The 18,142-nt window shown below is 59.0% G+C and carries 18 protein-coding genes; 3 read left to right on the forward strand and 15 right to left on the reverse strand.

Translation table 11 applies throughout. The annotated features are described in order from the left end of the window. Positions 1–58: 58 nt before the first annotated feature. On the reverse strand, positions 59–1,210 hold the full coding sequence (locus tag ACZIRK_RS19340; RefSeq protein ID WP_130225236.1) for an ABC transporter substrate-binding protein: 1,152 nt from the start codon (positions 1,208–1,210) through the stop codon (positions 59–61). 190 nt (positions 1,211–1,400) lie between these two features. Here ACZIRK_RS19340 and ACZIRK_RS19345 point away from each other — a divergent pair, with 190 nt between their 5' ends. Next, a complete protein-coding gene (locus ACZIRK_RS19345; RefSeq protein ID WP_130225235.1) occupies positions 1,401–2,207 on the forward strand; it encodes an IclR family transcriptional regulator in 807 nt (268 codons plus the stop codon). Between the two features lie 326 nt (positions 2,208–2,533). Here the strand turns inward: ACZIRK_RS19345 and ACZIRK_RS19350 are convergent, their stop codons facing one another. Genes ACZIRK_RS19350 through ACZIRK_RS19380 form a run of 7 tightly spaced genes read right to left on the reverse strand, consistent with a single transcriptional unit; the run spans position 2,534 to position 8,893 of the window. Further along, complete coding sequence (locus ACZIRK_RS19350; protein WP_130225234.1) at positions 2,534–3,499, reverse strand: dihydrodipicolinate synthase family protein; 966 nt, start codon at positions 3,497–3,499, stop codon at positions 2,534–2,536. Between the two features lie 29 nt (positions 3,500–3,528). After that, positions 3,529–4,173 (reverse strand): ABC transporter ATP-binding protein, encoded by a 645-nt coding sequence (locus ACZIRK_RS19355; RefSeq protein WP_207230997.1) that lies wholly within the window; start codon positions 4,171–4,173, stop codon positions 3,529–3,531. Between the two features lie 55 nt (positions 4,174–4,228). Beyond that, the gene (locus ACZIRK_RS19360) at positions 4,229–4,951 is read right to left on the reverse strand and encodes an ABC transporter ATP-binding protein (protein ID WP_165435161.1); all 723 of its coding nucleotides are present in this window, start codon (positions 4,949–4,951) and stop codon (positions 4,229–4,231) included. Then, entirely contained in the window at positions 4,948–5,850 is a 903-nt protein-coding gene (locus tag ACZIRK_RS19365) for a branched-chain amino acid ABC transporter permease (protein WP_165435160.1), read from the reverse strand. Before ACZIRK_RS19365 ends, ACZIRK_RS19360 begins: the two co-directional genes overlap by 4 nt. Positions 5,851–5,867: 17 nt before the next feature. Then, a complete protein-coding gene (locus ACZIRK_RS19370) occupies positions 5,868–6,749 on the reverse strand; it encodes a branched-chain amino acid ABC transporter permease (RefSeq protein ID WP_130225231.1) in 882 nt (293 codons plus the stop codon). Between the two features lie 48 nt (positions 6,750–6,797). Then, complete coding sequence (locus ACZIRK_RS19375; protein WP_165435159.1) at positions 6,798–7,976, reverse strand: ABC transporter substrate-binding protein; 1,179 nt, start codon at positions 7,974–7,976, stop codon at positions 6,798–6,800. 23 nt (positions 7,977–7,999) lie between these two features. After that, complete coding sequence (locus ACZIRK_RS19380) at positions 8,000–8,893, reverse strand: amidohydrolase family protein (protein ID WP_130225229.1); 894 nt, start codon at positions 8,891–8,893, stop codon at positions 8,000–8,002. On the opposite strand from ACZIRK_RS19380, the gene ACZIRK_RS19385 reads away from it, so the two are divergent. Continuing rightward, complete coding sequence (locus ACZIRK_RS19385; protein ID WP_130225228.1) at positions 8,880–9,710, forward strand: GntR family transcriptional regulator; 831 nt, start codon at positions 8,880–8,882, stop codon at positions 9,708–9,710. The genes ACZIRK_RS19380 and ACZIRK_RS19385 overlap by 14 nt on opposite strands. Before the next feature lie 89 nt (positions 9,711–9,799). Here ACZIRK_RS19385 and ACZIRK_RS19390 read toward each other — a convergent pair whose 3' ends face one another. The 7 genes from ACZIRK_RS19390 to ACZIRK_RS19420 all read right to left on the reverse strand — a co-directional run bounded on the left by ACZIRK_RS19390 (position 9,800) and on the right by ACZIRK_RS19420 (position 17,353). Then, positions 9,800–11,224, reverse strand: coding sequence for an amidase (locus ACZIRK_RS19390; protein WP_130225227.1), 1,425 nt, complete (start codon positions 11,222–11,224; stop codon positions 9,800–9,802). Positions 11,225–11,311: 87 nt separating this feature from the next. Continuing rightward, on the reverse strand, positions 11,312–12,022 hold the full coding sequence (locus ACZIRK_RS19395) for an ABC transporter ATP-binding protein (RefSeq protein ID WP_165435157.1): 711 nt from the start codon (positions 12,020–12,022) through the stop codon (positions 11,312–11,314). Then, positions 12,012–12,767 carry an ABC transporter ATP-binding protein gene (locus ACZIRK_RS19400; protein ID WP_165435156.1) on the reverse strand — a complete coding sequence of 252 codons (756 nt, stop codon included), beginning with the start codon at positions 12,765–12,767 and terminating at the stop codon, positions 12,012–12,014. The genes ACZIRK_RS19395 and ACZIRK_RS19400 overlap by 11 nt, the downstream gene beginning before the upstream one ends. Continuing rightward, the gene (locus ACZIRK_RS19405; RefSeq protein WP_463327952.1) at positions 12,761–14,296 is read right to left on the reverse strand and encodes an ABC transporter permease; all 1,536 of its coding nucleotides are present in this window, start codon (positions 14,294–14,296) and stop codon (positions 12,761–12,763) included. Before ACZIRK_RS19405 ends, ACZIRK_RS19400 begins: the two co-directional genes overlap by 7 nt. Further along, positions 14,281–14,706 carry an ABC transporter permease subunit gene (locus ACZIRK_RS19410; protein WP_463327953.1) on the reverse strand — a complete coding sequence of 142 codons (426 nt, stop codon included), beginning with the start codon at positions 14,704–14,706 and terminating at the stop codon, positions 14,281–14,283. The genes ACZIRK_RS19405 and ACZIRK_RS19410 overlap by 16 nt, the downstream gene beginning before the upstream one ends. Positions 14,707–14,744: 38 nt before the next feature. Next, the gene (locus tag ACZIRK_RS19415; RefSeq protein WP_463327954.1) at positions 14,745–15,959 is read right to left on the reverse strand and encodes an ABC transporter substrate-binding protein; all 1,215 of its coding nucleotides are present in this window, start codon (positions 15,957–15,959) and stop codon (positions 14,745–14,747) included. 41 nt (positions 15,960–16,000) lie between these two features. Next, positions 16,001–17,353 (reverse strand): aminotransferase family protein, encoded by a 1,353-nt coding sequence (locus ACZIRK_RS19420; RefSeq protein WP_130225222.1) that lies wholly within the window; start codon positions 17,351–17,353, stop codon positions 16,001–16,003. A 102-nt stretch (positions 17,354–17,455) separates the two neighbouring features. On the opposite strand from ACZIRK_RS19420, the gene ACZIRK_RS19425 reads away from it, so the two are divergent. Beyond that, positions 17,456–18,052 (forward strand): TetR/AcrR family transcriptional regulator, encoded by a 597-nt coding sequence (locus tag ACZIRK_RS19425; protein ID WP_028161501.1) that lies wholly within the window; start codon positions 17,456–17,458, stop codon positions 18,050–18,052. Positions 18,053–18,142 lie beyond the last annotated feature (90 nt).

Genomic DNA, 18,142 nt, shown 5'->3' on the forward strand with positions numbered 1-18,142 from the left:
CGGCATGATTTGCAGTGATCCGCAGCACGGGCGCACCCGCGCATCGGCACTTCGAGCGTCAGTTCAGCTTGATGCTCTGAACCAGCTCCAGCGATTTGGTCCCCGTCTTGGATTTCACGACCGCCAGATCGAATACGCCATTGCCCTTGGCGTCGTAGGAGTAGACGTGGCCGATGCCCCGCCAGTCTTTCACGGCGGCCAGCCAGTCCCGCAGCGCTTTGGGATCGGTCCCCGCCTTGCGCAGGCCCTCGGCCGCGAGCATCGCGCCATCGTAGTAGGCGAGCCCGTAGGGATCCGGATCGGTGCCGAATTTCGTCTTGTAGCGTTCGACAAAATCCTGCATGCGCCCGCCTACCGCCGGGTCAATGAAGGTGTCGACCACCCCCCACACACCGTCGAGATCGGCGGGCGACAGAAGTTGCAGTGCCGCCGGCACCAAAGCCGCTGACGACGTGACGAGCGGCATCTTGAGGCCGAGCAACTTCGCCTGCCGCAAAACCAGCGCGCCGTCCTGCGGGTAATTGAAGATCAGGATGACATCGACGCCCTTGCCGCGCAGACCGAGCAACTGCGCCGAAAAATCCTTATCGTTCTGTCCATAAGCCTCCATGCCAGCGACGGTCACACCGGCGGCTTCGAAACGCTTGGCCGCCGTTTGGGCGCCGCCTTGTCCGAAGTCGTTCTGGATGTAGAGAATGCCGGGCTTCTTCGCCTTCAGCACATTGAGCGCGCACTGCACCATGCCTTCGGCGGACACGCTGTCGGCCGGTCGCACGCGGAACATCCACTCATTGCCGCTTTCGGCCACAGCATCTGCCCCGCCCGCGTAGAACGCCGGCACCTGGACCTTCTTCAGCTCAGGCGCCACTGCCAGATTCTGTGTCGAATAGCTCGACAGGAAGAACAGCGCAGGCTTGGTTTCCTGTGCCAGCTTGACGAAGGCATTCACCGCCGTGCTGTTGGACGCCTGCGTATCCTCAAACACGATCTTGAGGTTGCGTCCGTTGATGCCGCCCGCCTTGTTGATATCCTCTTCGGCCATCATCAGCGAGTTGTGATACTGCTTGCCGGTAAGCGACAGCGGTCCGGTCATCGGCACTGTCGCGCCGACGACGATCGGGCTCCCCTGTTGCGCGCGGGCTGCCGCCGCCCACGGCATCGCCGCCGCCGCGAGCAACGCTTTCAAGAACTCCTGCCTCGTCATCCTCATGTTTGTCCCTTCTGAGCCCCTGGGGTCGCTGATGCCCCGCCGGGCCTCCCCTGCAATTTACTATTGACCTTCGTTCCGATTTCCGGAATAATATTCCGATATTGCGTAAGGCTAATCTGCTCACGTCGGCCGAGTCAAGCCGCTGGGTTAGGCACGCATGCACAAAGTTTCCGCCTCGAGGACATCCTGAATGGCAACGTCAGATGAAGCGGCGGGCCCGCTCGACCGCTACATGCAAGTGCTGGAGCTCGTGGCCACGTTTCCTGGTGCACTCACCCTGGCAGACGTGTCCTCGTTGCTCGATCTCCCGAAGACGTCTGCACACCGGCTGCTCAAGGGCTTGGTGCGCGCTGGGCTTGCGAAGGACAATGTCGGTGGCCGTGCTTATCAGCTTGGCGACCGTCTGCTGCGCCTTTTGCACGCAACCGCTGATGATGGATGGATCAGCGCGCTCGCCCGCGGACATTTGCAGCAGCTGACCGACGCGACGTCAGAAGCCTGCTATCTGACCCGCTTGATCGGCGCACGCGTCGTCGTTGCGATTTCCATGTCACCTGACGTGCGCTGGCGCAGCTATGTGCAGCCGGGGATCGAGATGCCAGTGCATGCGGCCGCGACAGCCAAGGCGATCATCGCATATCAAAGTGAAGCCGTATTGGCCGAAGCGATGTCGGCTGACCTTCCGATTCTCACGGCTAACACCCGGAACGACCGCGCTTGGGTCGAACAGGAGCTCGCGGCGGTCAGAGCTAGGGGCTATGCGACATGCATCGGAGAGATCGACGAAGGCCTGGCCGCGATTGCGGTGCCTATATTCCTGTCCGATCGACGCGTGTTTTATGCGCTCGGAATGACGGGCCCCCTGCAGCGGATCATGAATGAACAACTCCCCGACCGATTGACAGCTCTGCGAGACGTCGCGCAAGCACTGGGAAGATCACTCTCAATAGGTGAAAGGCTCAGGTCAAGGGACACACCGCCAGCCGATCAAACGTAAGTCGGCGTATTCTCATGTTCCTCTCCGGAAACGGCGGAGGGGTGTTGGCACGAACGTGGAGCGTTGCCGGCGCTGATGACATCGCGAACCTCTCTGTTCTGACTAAACTGGCTTAGCGGCGCTTTGATGGTCCGCCACATGTCGCCTTTTGTGCGCGATCTAACTACGCTTCGAGACCGACCGAGCAGGTTCAAAATCCTGGAGGCGCAGCCACCGACACCGCCATTTCACTGACGGCGGCCACATGAGGAGCGATTGGCGCACCGCTGAAACAAGCCGTACAGCGGAGTTATCAAATCCGCTGTCGGCAAGCTTGCGCACTTCGTCTATTCGGCCGCTTGACGGAAAGCGCCTTCCTTCCGGAGCCCTGCCTCGGCAACCGCCTGCCGCAACCGCGCCAGCTCCTGGTCCGACAATTTGACGAGTGGAGGACGCACGACAGCCTTGTCGAGACGCCCCAACATCACGAGCATCTCTTTCATGCGGTTGTGCATATCCAGAAACGGTGGCGCGTAGAACGCTTGCTGCAATGGAACCATGCGATCATTGATCGCCTTTGCAGTGGCCAGATCATCAGAGCTGATCGCATCAAACAGGGCCGCCTGCAAATCCGCGATCACACTTCCGGCTCCCGAGAGCAAGCCTTTTGCCCCCATCGCAAGCGATGACATCAGCCAGGAGCTATGTGTCGTGAGGACGTTTACCGGCTTTGGAAGATTCTGGAAGGTTCGGATGTGGCGCTCGTGCAGCATTGGATCATTGCACCAATCCTTCATCGCCTTGATGCTCGGAATGGCATCAAAAAGGCTGAGCAAGGTGTCGAAGGGATAGTTGACCAGGCTGGATGCCGGATACTGGAACAGGATCAGCGGCAGATCCGTTGCGTCCGCAATGCGCTTGAAATGAGCGAGCGCCATGTCGGGGCGGAGCTGGCCTCCGAGAGAGAATACCTGGCTTGGGAACACCAGGAGCGCCGAGGCTCCAGCGCGGTCCGCCATTTTGGCGATCCTTGCCGCCTCCTGCGATCCGTCGGCATAGACACCGCTGATGAGCGGTACCTTGTCACCAACCTCCTCAAGCGAGAATGTCAAGATCCGCTCCTGCTCCTCGAACGAACAGGCATGGACCTCGGACGCGTGGCCATTGACCGTGACCGCTGTGACACCCGACGTGAACGCACATTGCGCCAGATGCCGTCGTGTTTCCTTCTCGTTGATGGACAGATCATCATTGAAAGCCGCAAGCGTCGCGGGAATGACCCCGCTGGGCATAAAATCCTTGAAGCGCGGCATGTCCTGTCTCCCTGGCTCGAGAGCGCTGATTACGAAAGGCTAAGGAACGATTCGACAAATTTGGGATCGTCGAGGAGGCTCTCTGTGGTCCTCGCCATTTGGATGCGGCCAGCTTGCACGACGTAAATTCGGTCCGCAATAGCGGTCGCGAGCTTGGCATTCTGTTCGGACAACAGGATGGTCAATCCCTCGTCGCGCAGACGACCAAGGGTTCGGCCGATTTCCTTGATGATAACCGGAGCAAGACCGATCGAAGGCTCGTCCAGCATCAACAGCTTTGGTGACGCCATCAGGCCGGAAGCAATGGCGACCATTTGCTGCTGTCCTCCGGACATGGTTCCGACCATTTGGGCCCTCCGGTCCTTGAGGATGGGAAAGAGCCGGTGCACGCGCTCGATGCGCCGCGCCACTTCCTGTGTGCTTCGACAGAGATACGCGCCGACGAGAAGGTTCTCATGCACGGACATCATCGGGAAGACGCCGCGCACCTCCGGAACGAGCACCAGACCATGGGCCAGCCGTACGTCGGGCGTTGCATCTTCCAGCAGGTCAGCACCGAAGCGGACCGAGCCTGAGAACGGCCGCACGAGTCCGGCAGCGGCATTCAGCAACGATGTCTTACCGGCGCCATTGGGTCCGATGATTCCAACGATCTCGCCCTGCTTGACCGTCATGTCGACGCCGTCGACCGCAAGGAAATCTCCGTATCTGATCACAAGTTTCTGGAGTTCAAGCATCGCCCGTCCCCAAATAGATATCGATTACCTCCCGGTGGCGCAGCACGGTCTGCGGACTATCGTCGACCAGCTTTTTGCCGTTGACCAGAACGACCACCCGATCGGCGAGCGAGGTAATGACCTTCATGGTGTGCTCGATAATGAATATCCCGCACTCCTCTCGAAGGGACTGAATCAGGCCGATCATCGCGCGGATCTCTTCTGGATTGAGCCCTCCGACCGGCTCATCAAGCATCAGAAGCTTGGGTCGCGAGATCAGGCGGGAAGCAAACTCCAGCCGACGTCGATCATATAGACCAAGCGCACCCGCCCGCTGTTCGAGGTCGGCTGTCAGCCCGACGCGGGCCAATGCCCCTCTTGCCTCATCGACTTCCTTGGTGCCCATCGAACTGTGCCCGAGCGCACCGGCAAGCACGTTTTCGAGAACGGTTAACTTGTCGAAGATCTTTACGGCCTGAAAGGTCCGGGCGATGCCGGCGCGTGCGACGACGTGCTGCGGACGCCGGGCTATGTTGGCGCCATCGAGCAGGATCTCGCCGCTATCCGGCTTCAGCGTTCCGCTGATCACATTGACGAATGTCGATTTGCCGCTGCCATTCGGACCGATCATACCCAGCAACTCGCCCCTGCGCTGGGACACATTCACGTTTGAAAGCGCCTTCAGCCCGCCGAACGCTTTCGAAATGTCGGTCGCCTCGAGCAGAAGATCATTCATGTCCGCGCCTTCCGCTTCAATACAAAGCCATAGATGCCTTGCGGCAAGAATAAGGTTACGAGAACGATGGCAACCCCATAGATGACGTCCTTGACCCATGTGTACTGCACAAGCAGGTAGGGAAGCGGTGCGAGCAGGAGCGCTCCGAGCAGCGGCCCGACCAGCGTTCCGCGTCCTCCCATCGCAACCATGAGCCACAGATTCAAGCTGATTAGCACATCGAAGGCGCGTGGTGAGGCGAAGCCGATGTAGTGCGCATACAAGCCGCCGCCCAGGCCCGCGATGAACGACGAGATGATGAAAGCCGCTGTACGGTTCAGCGTGACATTGATCCCAAGCGCACGCGCAAGGTCCTCATCCTCCCGGATGGTGATCAACGTCCGACCAAATCGGGAGCGCATGGTCAAGCCGATGCCGGCGACTGCTGCGATCACGAACAGCGCAAGCACGCACTCTATGTAAGGAGACGGAATCGCACCTCCATCGAAACCGGTGGGACGCGGCACCGATGCGATCCCGGTATCGCCATTTGTATATGCCGGAAAATAAACGAAAGCGATCGTAAACGCCGATTGGATCACCATGCCGGACAACGCAAAGTAAAAGCCACGAAGGCGAATGGCCGGAAGACTGAGAAGCAATCCGACCAGAGCTGCCGCAGCACTGCCGATCGGCAACGCAAGCCAGAACGACAGTCCCAACCGCATGACCAGATGAACCGTCATATACGCGCTGATTCCGGCGATGCCGGCGTAGGTCAGCGGGATCAGACCTGTGAAGCCGTACAGCAGATTGAGGCCGCTCGCCCATAACATATGGATCAGCGCGATGCCCGCGATGAACACCAGAAAGTCATTCCGCAGGCCGAAAATCGCAACCAATGGCGTCGCGATCACCATTGCAATCACAAGTATTCTCATTTGGCGAACAACCCGCTCGGGCGAATGAACAGCATCGCAAGCATTGCCAAGAGGTAAGCAAAGGTAGCGACCGTCGGGTCGGCAAAGACGCTGACAATTGCCTGCGTGAACCCGAATACCAGGCCAACCACCAGCGCGCCGACGACGCTCCCCGGCCCACCGACGATCATGATTGAGAAAGTGATGAGTGAGATGGTCCAGCCGACGGTCAGGTCGAGCGCAAACGCCAGCGCGAACAGAATTCCACCTGCCGTCGTGATTGCGGTACCCAGCAGAAAAGCGAACCGATAGATCTTCAAGGTATCTATACCGCGCAGGCGTGCTGCCTCGCGGTTCTGGAACACGGCGCGCAGCGCTCGGCCAATCCGGTGCAGCCTGAGAAAAGCGACCAATCCGCCCAAAACCGATCCAGCCAGGACAAACGCGATCAGCCGGGTATACGCAATCGGCACCGGTTCGATAATCGCGAATCCATTGACGGGCGCCGTGACCTGAAATGTGTCGCTGATCCTGCCGAACGTGCCCGTATAAATCCCGCTCAGGATTTGTGCGATACCGAGGGTAATGATCAGATAGCTGATGTTGCGGTCCTCAAGCGGATAGAATCGCTTCAGGATCGTTGCTTCGCACGCAAATGCGAGGAAACCGATGATCAGAAAGGTCGTCGGCACGGCCAGCCAGAGCGGCCATTCCCACTCCGTACCAAAAAGCCAAAACAGCAGGCCGGCGGCTAGAAAGACCTGCCCGTTGGCCGCTTGAGGGAGAAGAATGGTACCGTGAATCAGCGACAGGCCGGCGGCAACCACGGAGAATATGGTGCCGACCAGCAGCCCCGACGTGATCACGGAAAACACTACGAGCAGATTCTCTTCGAGCATTGAAACGTAACCCCAACTCGAATTGTCGCCCCGAACCGCCGTTCCTGCTCAACGCACCAGATCGTAGACGGGCAGGACTTCCGGCGACCATTCCATGTAGTTGACCTTCTCCGTTTTGAAGTCGTCCTTGCTCAGGCTCTTCAACTGCATGAGGTACATGTACTCGATACGTGCCCCGTTTTGATCGAAGCGGATGGGCACGCCGGTCGTCACCTCCTTCGTATTGACCTCGCGCAAGGCCGCGCGAATTCCATCCCTGCCCTTTGCCCCCTTGTCCACGAGTTCGTTGAGCAGATAGACCGTCGAGTAGCAGTAGTTCTCGGTGTATCCCGGCGGATAGTTCTTCACCTTGCGGAAGTTTTCGACGAAGGCTTTGCCCTGCTCGGTCAAATTGGGAAGGTTATGGTCAAAAAACGTCCCAAAGTACGAGCCGATCGAGCGCTCTCCCCATGTCATGATCTGCTTGGTCGACCCGTAAGGATGATACAGTTGCTCCGGCTTGAAACCAACGTCGAGCATCTGTCGCGTCAGCGTGGCGTCGAACGCGCCGCCGCCAGCCAGGATGACGAAATCAGGCTTCTTCGCCTTCATTTGCGCGGTTTGCACCGTCGCATCCGAGGCTGATTGCGGAAACAGCATTTCGGCCACGATGGCAATGCCGTCCCTCTCCGCCTGATACTTCAGGCCGGCGAGGATGGCCCGATTGACCGCAAAGTCGCTCATCATGACGCCGATCTTGGCATCCGACTTCATGGTCTTGATGAATTTGACCGCGGCATAGCCCCATCCTACGGCGTCCGGCTCCATGCGAAAGACCTGCTTGGTTCCGGGCTTTGTGAGTTGCGGGAATGCTGCGACAGGCATCAAGACGGGCAGTTTGGCATCTTCGGCATATCCGTAGACCGCGAGTGACACGTCTGCATTGGTCGGACCGGACAGGAGATCGACCTTCTCCTGGGTGTCGAGCGATCTTGCTACGGCGGCAGCCTGCGCCGGATTGCTCTGATTGTCCTGGACGATCAGGTCTATCTTCTTGCCTTTTGCATTGACTTCCGTCTCGGCAAGCCGCGCTCCGTCCAAGCAGGCGTTACCGAAGAACGTCCAGACGCCGGAGAGTTCGGAATTCCAGCCCACCTTCAAAGGCTGGTCGGCAGCGAGCGCGGGACCGGCCATCGCGGCCATGGCGCAGACCAACACCGACAGTTTCGGCAAAGAACGACCGAGCATGATTTCCCCCATTAACTGATTGATTAGATTCGATAGAGCTGTGCAGCGGTGTCGTGGAGGATCGCGCGCTGCTCCTCCAGCGAGAGATAGGAAATGGACTGACGGAAGGTCTCGTTCAGCGCCTTGTAGCTCGTCCAGAGCTTTTCAATCGGGAAATTGCTTCCAAACATGCAGCGCCCTGCTCCGAAGATAGAAACGGTCTCCCTGATGATCGGAGACACGACCTCAGCCGGATAAGCATGCACAAAGGTGCCCAGACCGGATAGTTTGGTGAAAACATTCGGCTGAGCGGCAAGCAACTTCATGCCGCGACGCCAGAGCTCCCACCCCGCGAGCGAGAGATCTTCCAGCATGCCCGCATGTTCGAGCACGAAGTTGACCTTCGGAAATGCGCGCGCAAGCTCCGCACCATCCTGCATCTGGCCGGCGAAGACTTGAAGTTCGAAGATCAAATTGCGATTGGCAAGCTCGGTCATGCCCTTGCGCCAAGCGGGATCGTTCATCACGTTGGGCCGGGACGCGAAGCGGTATTGAGGATTTTCGTGCCAGTGCAGTTGCTGGCGCACGCCGCGCACCGTGGGCAACTTGCAAAGCTTGTCGAGCAATGCGTCGACGTTCGGATCGGCAAGATCAGCGTAGGCAACGCAGGCGTGCGGCCAACCTGCCGCATTAGCCACTGACTGCACCCATTGCGCCTCCGTCAATTCGCCGCCGGGGGGCCAGTTGGTCTGGACGTAAATGGATTTGACGACGTTGGCGCCTTCCAGATCGCGCCGGAATTCGTCGACCGTGTAGTCTCGGCGAATGGCTTCGTAGGGACCGAAAATACGCGGCACTGGCGGCCCGGACAGCCAAGCCAAGTCAGCAAGACGCCAAATGTGATGATGCGCGTCGATCGCCTCGATGGGCTCAGCCATCCGCATTTCTCCCCCAATATCGTTGCTGGCACTTTTAGGACTGAATTATCGCGCGTCAAGTATTTTCGAAAATATGCAGTCTGTGGTAAAATCCAGCACATCTTGTACGGGAGCATCGATGACGGCGGTTGCTGGCACGGCAAAAACCCTGGCTGAAAGTGCCTATCTACGGATTCGCGATGCTATTCGTGGTGGGGCACTGCCGCCCGGCACACGCTTACGCTTTGCAGAGCTCCAAGACCTCTGCGGGATGAGTGTCACCCCGGTCCGCGAGGCGCTGACGCGACTCACGGCCGAGGGCTTCACAACCGTGGAAGAGAACCGCGGCTATCGGGTCGCGCCACTATCCATTGAAGAGCTCTGGGACATTGCGCGGAGCCGGCAACTTATCGAGGGCGAAGCGCTACGGCTCTCGATTGCGAAGGGAGGCGCGGATTGGGAGGGCGCGCTCGTATCGGCGCACCACTTGATGAAGCGTATCGCCCGAACAACTCACCAAGCACCGACGGTAGTCGATGAAGACTGGAATCACCGGCACACTGTTTTCCACCGATCGCTTATCCTGGCCTGCGGATCACCCATACTCCTGTCCATAAGCGAGAGCCTCTATGATCGTGCCGATCGCTATCGTCGTCTGTCGTGGGCGATACCGGACAACCCTCGAGCAATCGAGGAGGAGCACGAATTGATCTTCAAAAGCGCGCTTGCTCGCGATGCCGAAGCCGCGGTGACCTACCTCCGTGTTCACTATGAACGCACGGCACAGCAGGTCGAGGCATTCCTGCTGAACAAGGCCCAGCCCGACGTTTCGATTTAGTGGACGTGCAGCGATTTGCTTCGAGAGGATAGCCTATCCGGGCGCTTGGTTAGCCTAGTCTGCTCGGTCCTCGCATGAAGGAGGCGGTGTCACGCGGCCGGTCCAATGGGTGGACGCTGTCGCTGCATTGGTAGCGCCTCTTGGAAGGACGCCGCAGCTTGCAAGACCCCGAGATCGTTGAAACGCCGGCTCACAATCTGCAACCCAACCGGAAGCCCAGCCGCGGTCATGCCACAGGGGACGCTGGCGGCTGGGTGGCTGGACATATTGAACGGATAAAGAAACTCAGACCATGCAAGCCAGTCCCATGCATGTTCCGGCCAATCCTCGGGCCTCACGCGCTCGACAGGAAACGCCGCAACAGATGCAACCGGCGTTATCAGGTAATCCCAATTTTCGAGAAACGATGAGATCCTGGCCACGTAAGTCAGCTTCCGCTCTCGCATATTGATGTAGTCGGCGGCCGAGAAGTTGGCTCCCGCGCGAATACAAGCCACAAGGTCGGGGCTCATTCGGCCTTCCCAATCAGCCAATAGCCTGGCATGACGTCCACAATAGACACTCCAGAAAAAGCGGCCGAGCTCAGGCCCGAGCACACCCCAGTCGGGGATCACTTCTTCGACGTCGGCCTGGAGCGTGCCAGCAAAAGTCCTCGCTGCATTCCGGACGATATCGGCAATCTCATCGTCAACTCTTGCGTGACCGAGATCGAGGCTGAAGGCCACACGCTTACCCTTCATCGACCCCTTCAGCTTCGCAAGATAGGCATCGGGCCGCGCCTCACACGACGTATGATCGAGAAAGTGGGGGCCGGCCATGGTCTCGAGCATGAGCGCAGCATCCGCGACAGTTCGCGTCATGGGTCCAGGATGAGTACCGTAGTCGTTGTTCGTGACGGGGACGCAAGGCACGCGCCCGTATGTCGGCTTCAACCCAAAGATGCCGCAGAAATGTGATGGCATACGGATGGAGCCAGCTCCATCAGACCCAAGATGCAGCGGTCCGAAACCGGTCGCCGCGGCAGCACCCGCTCCAGCCGAGGAGGCTCCCGCATTAAGTCCATGCCGCCAAGGATTGTGGGTAATCCCCGTCACAGGGTTGCGGCTCATGCCGGACCAGGCAAACTCGGACATTGTTGTCTTGCCGATGATCACCGCGCCGGCCTTGCGCAGACGTTCCACAACGACGTTGTCAGTCGCCGCGACCTGCCCCTTGATGGCGTATGAACCGGTCGACGTTTCTTGACCGGCAACATCGAAGGCATCCTTGATCGTGACCGGAATTCCCTCGAGCGGACCCGCCTCGCGCTCCCGGAGGCGGTGTTCCGATTGTCTTGCGGCAGCAAGCGCTTCCTCGTACATAACTACCGAGAAGGCGTTGATCCGTGGATTGATGGCGTTGATCCGTTCCAGGACCGTTCTTACGACTTCTACTGGTGTAGTATCTCCGCGCGCATAGCTTTCCTTGAGCTCAATCGCGCTCGCGTATCCGATATCGGATTGAAGATTGGTCATCGCTTGTGATCCTTCGATTGTATGGACGCGACCATGTGCAGGCGAGGCAAAGCCGGCACTGCACGATCGGACTGTGGGGCACTGATGCTAGTGAATGCCGAGATATCGCTCGATGCGTTCTGGATGACGCTGGCTTTCGATCGAGCTTAGGCGGTCGACGACGATGCCGTTTTCCATCACCACCACTCGGTCAGCGAGTGAAAGCGCAAAGCCGATATTCTGCTCAACAAGGACGACCGACAGGTCTTCACCACGCAACGCCGCAAGCGTTTCGCCCACCTTCTTGACCACAACGGGCGCCAGCCCCTGCGATGGCTCGTCCAGCAACAGCAGTCGCGGACCCGGTGCAAGTCCTCTTCCGATTACCATCATTTGCTGCTGCCCGCCCGATAGTTCCGAGCCGCGACGCCTCAGCAGGCCAGCGAGGTCCGGAAACCATTCGACGATGCGGCGCAGGTCGTAAGGAGACCCCCGGCGATGCCCGAGCATGATGTTCTCCTCGACCGTCAAGAGCGAAAACGGGTCGCGGGTTTCAGGCACATAGCTAATCCCGGATCGTGCGATCTGGTGCGACTTCATTCCGTCGATTCGCGTCGAATCGAACGAGATGGCACCGCTTTTGACCGGGTTGAGACCCATGATCGCTCGCAGCGTAGTCGTCTTTCCGGCACCGTTTCGACCCACAACCGCGACCACCTCGCGGCGGCCGACATCGAAACTCACGCCGAACAACGCTTGGCTTCGACCATAGTAGGCGTCGATGGCATCGACCTTCAGCAAAGCCTTCTCAGCTACCAAAGTAGGCCTCCTGCACATCCCTATTCTCGCGAATTTCGAAAGGGCTGCCGTGAGCAACCACCGCGCCGCGGTTCATCACGGTGATCTCGTCCGAAAGATCCATGACGATACCCACGTTGTGTTCGATCATGATGATGCTGAACTCACCTTTCAGGGCCATGATCACCCGCTTCACACGCTCGGCCTCTTTGCTTGAAAGTCCGGCAGTTGGCTCGTCGAGAAGAATGATCCTGGGCTCGCAGGCCAAGGTGACAGCGAGTTCGAGGAGGCGTTGATCGCCATATGAAAGTTCTCGCACCGGCACATCCGCGATCTCGACCAACCCAAGCCTCTGCAGATAGGAAAAGGCCCATTCGCGCGTTTCGGCGAACCGCGTCACTTGCCGCCAGAACACAAAGGGATTGCCGCCGCGGGCCCGGTACGCGGCAACCCAGACATTCTCTCGCGCACTCATGTCCAGATAGACGCTTGAGATCTGATAGGAGCGGGCGACCCCCATTCTCGCGACGCGATCAGGCGTCAGGTCGGTGATGTCGGTCGCTCCAAGCCGAATTGCACCTGAGTCCGGGGTAAGGTCCCTGGTCAAGAGATTGAATAGCGTGGTCTTGCCGGCACCGTTTGGCCCAAGAATGCTGTGCAGACGCCCTTTGGCGAACGCGATGCTCACCTGATCGACTACAGTGTTTCCGCCGAAGCGCTTCGACAATCGGTCTGCCGCCAATACGATTTGATCTTGCACTAGCATTGTCGCTGTCCACGCCCCTTGACCGTCCAGCTCGAGAGTTTGGAGACGAAGCCGACCAGCCCATTCGGTAGAGAGGCCATGGTGACTATGACGAATACCCCGAGGAGCAGCGGCCATCGAGTCCAGACCAAGCTGAACAAGCCCTGCAACCATATGAACACGGCGGCGCCGATCACCGGGCCAAGCATGCTCCTCTGCCCGCCAATGACGACCATGAACACCACGTACGCTGATCCGGTCCAATGTACGGAATCAATGGGCATGATCCGGTACAACATGGCAAACAGTGCACCCGCCACGCCTGAGATCGCCCCCGCGATCACGAAGGCGACGAGCTGGAGCATAGGCACAGGATACCCGAGGGAGACCGTGCGACGACTGTTCTGCCGGCTCGCCGCAAGTACAAGACCAAACGGGCTGTTCACCATCCGCACCAGAACAATCATCGTCGCAAGGAAGAGGACAGATGCAAGCGCGTAGAAACTTCGATTGTCGTCGAAACTGAACGACCCGACAAATGGCAGTTCAAGGACGGGACGACGAATGCCCGCCAGGCCATCCTCTCCACCGGTAACCGAGCGCCAGGAATATACGATGTAGTAGACCAGCTGGTTGAACGCGAAGGTGAGCATCATGAAGTAGATGCCGAGCCTGCGGATACTTAGAATGCCGACCGCTGCCGCGATTAGTCCTCCGCTTCCGCAGGCAACGACCAGGGCGAGCGGCAACGACGTCCAACCATGCGCCAGAAGGTACCCGGCCGCGTATCCGCCTGTACCAAAGAACGCGGCCTGGCCGAAAGAGTAGAGGCCAGCCGTTCCGATCAGCAGATTCGCTGCCATTGCGAAAATCCCAAAGATCAGGATTTCCGTCGCGATGTTGATCGGCATCACCAAGGGCAGGATCGATACGGCACCGATAATGCCGATGCTTCGGATCAGGTTCGCGGTCAGCGGTCCCGGTCTCGCGGTCGTGCCAACACTGCTGATTTCGATAGGTTCTTCGATACTCTTGGCCAATACAGTTCCGTTGTGGTCCGATGATCTCATCGCCAATACCTCGCCAGACGGGCTTTGCCGTAAGCGCTCGCCAAAAAGCCCCTGGGGTCGAAGAAGCAAGACGCCGATCATCACTGCATAAATAATCGCCGTGCTCGCGGCAGGCGCCGCAATCGTCATGAGACTCTGGACCACTCCGACCAGCACCCCCGCGGCAATCGAGCCATAAAGAGATCCGAGACCACCGATGACGAGCACGACGAAGGCAATGCCCAACATATCGCCACCCATGGTCGATGTCGCTCCGACCAGCGGCAATGCCAAGCCACCCGCCAGTCCGGCCAGTCCGGCGCCAAGCATCATTCCCGCGGAGAGCAACAGGTCGACGTTGATCCCCAAAGCCTGAGTGGTCTCGGGTCGTTCGATTCCTGCCCTGACATAAGCACCGAACTTGGTGCGCTCGATCAACAACCAAACGGCACTGATCACCAGCGCGGAGAAAACGCTCGCAAAGGCTATATATTTCGGCACGATCGTAAAGCCGAGATTGATCGCCCCCGCAATATGGGCGGTGGCGAATAGCTGAGGCCAACCGTGCCCCAGCCAATCAGGAGGGCCTGCTCGATCACAAGCGCGGCGCCGAACAACGTGATCAATTGGGGAAGATATCCGCTTCCGCTGACAGGCTGTATCGCAAAGCGGTCAAGCGCCAAACCGGCAAGCGCCGCGCCCAGAAATGCGACCGCCAATCCGACGGCAAAGGACATTCCAAGCGACACGACCGAATAGCAGAGGTAAGCACCGAGCGCGTACAAGGCACCGTGAGCGAAGTTCGGAATGTTCAGCAGGCCTTTGATGATGGAAAGGCCGAACGACATCAGGGCGTAAATCATCCCGATCGCGATGCCGTTGACGAGTTGCGCTGAAATCAGCCAAAGCATCTGCCGTCCCTCTCGCGTCGCGTGCTCATATCGGTGAATCAGAGCGCAGGCATCTGCTTACATTCGTTGAGTTCGGGAGGCTGAGGCTTGTCGCCGTTCGCCACGATGTCAGCGAAGTCGGTTGCATGGCGCATGTCGGATGCCTGTTTGCAGCGCACGACGAAATACGGTCGAATAAGCTGATGGGTCTTCGGATCGATCGACATTCGACCAAGCACTCCATCCCAGGACATTTGCTCTAGAGTCTTGATGATGTCCGGAACTTCGGTACTGTTCGCCTTCTCCATGGCCATAAGGAGAGCCCGGACTGCGTCATAGGCATAGGCGGAGGAATATCCCGGAAGCGCCGAGAACTTCTTCGTGTAGGTTCCCACAAACTCCCTGTTGGCCCGCGTGTCGATGTCGGGATAGTAGTTTTGACCAAGGACCAAGCCCGTCCGCATTTCCGGCGCGAGCTCCGCAAGCTGATCGACTTCGAGCGACCAAGGACCAACGACGGCGATGTTCTCCGCGCCAAAACTCGCGAACGGGCGGACCGCCGTGACGGCATCAGCTCCGGCTGTATTCAACAGCAGAATATCAGGCTTCGCAGCGACCGCCTTTGTGAGGTATTGGGTATATTGACGCTCGCCGGACGGATGGTTGTCGTTGCCAACCAGCTCAAAGCCGAGCTCGGCCGCCACGATCTTGGTATATTTGAGAAGTGCGTGCCCGAAGACGTAGTCTGCAGTTAAAGTGTAGATCGTTTTCTTTTGAGGAAACGTCTTTCTTACGTAGTCGAGCGTCGCGCGTATCGCGGTGTAAGGATGAGCCGACCATTGAAACGTATACCGTCCGCACCGACTGCCCGTGAAGTCTTCGGATCCGCCCGCGGCGAATTGCAACAGCTTTTCGCGCTGTGCGACCTCGGATTCGGCAAGTCCGACAGCGCTGGAATAGGCTCCGATGAAATATCGCATTCCGTCGCTGGTTGCGGCCTCCTGAACACGGCGAACACCAGACGCCGGCTTGCCTTCGTCATCTCGCGTCAGCAAGCGCACGGCGTTGCCAAGAACACTGCCGCCATGCATTTCCAGCGCCAGCGAGGCACCGCGCGCAACTAGATCCCCGGCATACGCGAAAGTGCCAGTGGTTGGAGTTATAACGCCCATGGTTACCACACCGGCCCTTTGGCCCCAGGCCGGAAGGATCGGAGCTACCGCGAGCGCCACGGCGGACAACAGAACATCGCGACGCGTTTGTGCAATGGGCATCAAGATCTCCTCCTGGGCTAAATGGATTGTTCAGGCCGCGTCTAGGCTACGACTTTCTCGAATTCGAAAAGGCTATCCCCCAGCTTTGCGATCAGCTCGGCTATGTGGTCCGACGCGGCAATGAGCGGCGGCGCCACAATGATCGAATTGTTGAGCGGCGCGATCCCCGCGGGATATACGACAAGCCCATGATCACGACAGATCGACACCAGCATTCCTGCTGCATTCTGTTGCGCCTCGAAGGTCCGGCGGGTTGCCCGATCGCGCACGAGCTCGAATCCCCACAACAGGCCGCGTCCTCGGATGTCGACCATGCACGGATGTCGCTGCGAGAGCGCCAAAAGTCCCGCGTGCAACTCCTCGCCGCGCTCGCGCACGTTACGCAATAGGTCGTTCCGCTCGATGTAGTCGAGCACAGATAGGCACACCGCCGCGCTGAGAGGATTGGCGCTGAATGTGTGGCCGAAGGGAACGATGCTGCTGCCCTCGGCAATGGCATGCACGATCCTCTGGCGCAGGAGGATGGCGGCCATGGGCGTGTATCCCGCGCTCAACCCCTTTGCGAGCAGGATGATGTCAGGAACAACCTGTTCTTGCTCCGATGCAAACCATGCGCCGGTACGTCCTGCGCCGGTGATCACTTCGTCGGCGATGAGCAGAACCTCATAGCGATCGCAGATTTCTCGCAACCGACGGAAGTAGCCAGGCGGGGGCGGCAACACTCCGCCCGCAGCACCAACGATCGGCTCAGCGATGACAGCCGCGACCGTATCGGGGCCTTGAGCAAGGATCTCCGTCTCCCAAGCATCGGCGCATTCCGTCGCGCAGTCTTCCGGCTGAAGCCCGAACGGGCATCGATAACAATAAGCTGGGGGAACTTTGGCGAACTGGTGCAGCAGCGGACCGTAGTCGGGCCGGCGCCCCGAATGGCCTGAGATCGACAGGGCTCCCATCGTCATGCCGTGATAGCTGGTGATGCGGCCGAGGACCTTGGTCTTCTGTGGGCGACCACACTCCTTCCAATAGTGGAGGGCCATGCGGACGGCGTATTCCGAGGCTTCTGAGCCGCTGTTCACGAAGAACGCACTGCAGATATCCCCAGGAGCCAACTCGCAAAGCTTCTGAGCCAGGCGCTCGGCCGGCTCATTGCTGAACTGGTTTCTGAAGGTAAATGCGATGGTAGCGGCCTGTTCCGCCATGACGTCGCCGATTTCGCGGAGACCGTGACCCAGGTTCGCGGTCATCGCACCGCTCGATCCATCGAAATAGCGTCGTCCTTCGCTATCGAATAGATAAGGTCCCTCGCCCCGCGTGACTTTGGGATAATGTGCAGCCAGATTCGGCTTGAGCAGGCGGCTGCCCTCCAGTCCACCAGTCCGCGACAAATCGATCATTTGGGAAACTGCCATGCCCCGAAATCTCAAAAAGAGAGACTGGCCCCCTGGCCAACGAACCAAATACAATACGAACCGTTGCGTATGTCAATAGGATGAATGATGGGAAAGAAGGCTGTTGCCCGCGCGGGGCGCCCCAGGGACGAAAACGTCCACCGCGCCATTCTCGACGCGGCCAGAGATCTCATTCGGGATGAGGGTTACGCTTCATTCTCGATCGAGGGCGTCGCAGCCCGGGCCGCGGTAGCAAAGCAGTCCATTTATCGACGATGGTCGTCGAAGGGCGCACTGCTCGTCGACTTGTACATGGATGGACTGGAGCGCCCGGCCCCGCTGCCTGCGCGCGGCCTTGTGAATGACTTGCTTGCCGTTCTGTTGCAGACGACAAAGCGCATTCAGGACGCGGCCTATGCAAATATTCTGAAGAGCGTGGTCGTCGAAGCGCAAAGCGACCCCGACATGCGAAAGCTCGTTCTTCAGAAGATTGTCGAGCCTCGTCGAGATGCTGCGAAGGCAGTCATCAACCGGGCCATCGAATCCGGCGAGCTGCCAAGCACGCTCGATTCAGAGATGATTGTTGACTTTGTCTTTGGCGCGGTCTGGTTCAATTTGCTGCTGGGCGACGCGAATCTCACCAGCCGATTTGCGCACCGGGTCGTCAAAATGGTCGAACAGCTCGGATCCAAGCAGGCCCCATAACCAATGCGCAGTCACGTCCGAGCCCACGAGCCGATGCTTGGAGAGACTCGAACCCCGGACGTCAGGGGTCGCTGGAGTGGGGAGCGCAGC

This window comes from Bradyrhizobium sp. Leo114 (assembly GCF_055229415.2).

What these genes read in the sequence shown, in the direction of transcription:
- ACZIRK_RS19340 (WP_130225236.1), bottom strand. Translation starts at nt 1,210, where the DNA reads ATGAGGATGACGAGGCAGGAGTTCTTGAAAGCGTTGCTCGCGGCGGCG.
- ACZIRK_RS19345 (WP_130225235.1), top strand. Translation starts at nt 1,401, where the DNA reads ATGGCAACGTCAGATGAAGCGGCGGGCCCGCTCGACCGCTACATGCAA.
- ACZIRK_RS19350 (WP_130225234.1), bottom strand. Translation starts at nt 3,499, where the DNA reads ATGCCGCGCTTCAAGGATTTTATGCCCAGCGGGGTCATTCCCGCGACG.
- ACZIRK_RS19355 (WP_207230997.1), bottom strand. Translation starts at nt 4,173, where the DNA reads ATGACGGTCAAGCAGGGCGAGATCGTTGGAATCATCGGACCCAATGGC.
- ACZIRK_RS19360 (WP_165435161.1), bottom strand. Translation starts at nt 4,951, where the DNA reads ATGAATGATCTTCTGCTCGAGGCGACCGACATTTCGAAAGCGTTCGGC.
- ACZIRK_RS19365 (WP_165435160.1), bottom strand. Translation starts at nt 5,850, where the DNA reads ATGGTGATCGCGACGCCATTGGTTGCGATTTTCGGCCTGCGGAATGAC.
- ACZIRK_RS19370 (WP_130225231.1), bottom strand. Translation starts at nt 6,749, where the DNA reads ATGCTCGAAGAGAATCTGCTCGTAGTGTTTTCCGTGATCACGTCGGGG.
- ACZIRK_RS19375 (WP_165435159.1), bottom strand. Translation starts at nt 7,976, where the DNA reads ATGCTCGGTCGTTCTTTGCCGAAACTGTCGGTGTTGGTCTGCGCCATG.
- ACZIRK_RS19385 (WP_130225228.1), top strand. Translation starts at nt 8,880, where the DNA reads ATGGGCTCAGCCATCCGCATTTCTCCCCCAATATCGTTGCTGGCACTT.
- ACZIRK_RS19380 (WP_130225229.1), bottom strand. Translation starts at nt 8,893, where the DNA reads ATGGCTGAGCCCATCGAGGCGATCGACGCGCATCATCACATTTGGCGT.
- ACZIRK_RS19390 (WP_130225227.1), bottom strand. Translation starts at nt 11,224, where the DNA reads ATGACCAATCTTCAATCCGATATCGGATACGCGAGCGCGATTGAGCTC.
- ACZIRK_RS19400 (WP_165435156.1), bottom strand. Translation starts at nt 12,767, where the DNA reads ATGCTAGTGCAAGATCAAATCGTATTGGCGGCAGACCGATTGTCGAAG.
- ACZIRK_RS19410 (WP_463327953.1), bottom strand. Translation starts at nt 14,706, where the DNA reads ATGCTTTGGCTGATTTCAGCGCAACTCGTCAACGGCATCGCGATCGGG.
- ACZIRK_RS19415 (WP_463327954.1), bottom strand. Translation starts at nt 15,959, where the DNA reads ATGCCCATTGCACAAACGCGTCGCGATGTTCTGTTGTCCGCCGTGGCG.
- ACZIRK_RS19420 (WP_130225222.1), bottom strand. Translation starts at nt 17,353, where the DNA reads ATGATCGATTTGTCGCGGACTGGTGGACTGGAGGGCAGCCGCCTGCTC.
- ACZIRK_RS19425 (WP_028161501.1), top strand. Translation starts at nt 17,456, where the DNA reads ATGGGAAAGAAGGCTGTTGCCCGCGCGGGGCGCCCCAGGGACGAAAAC.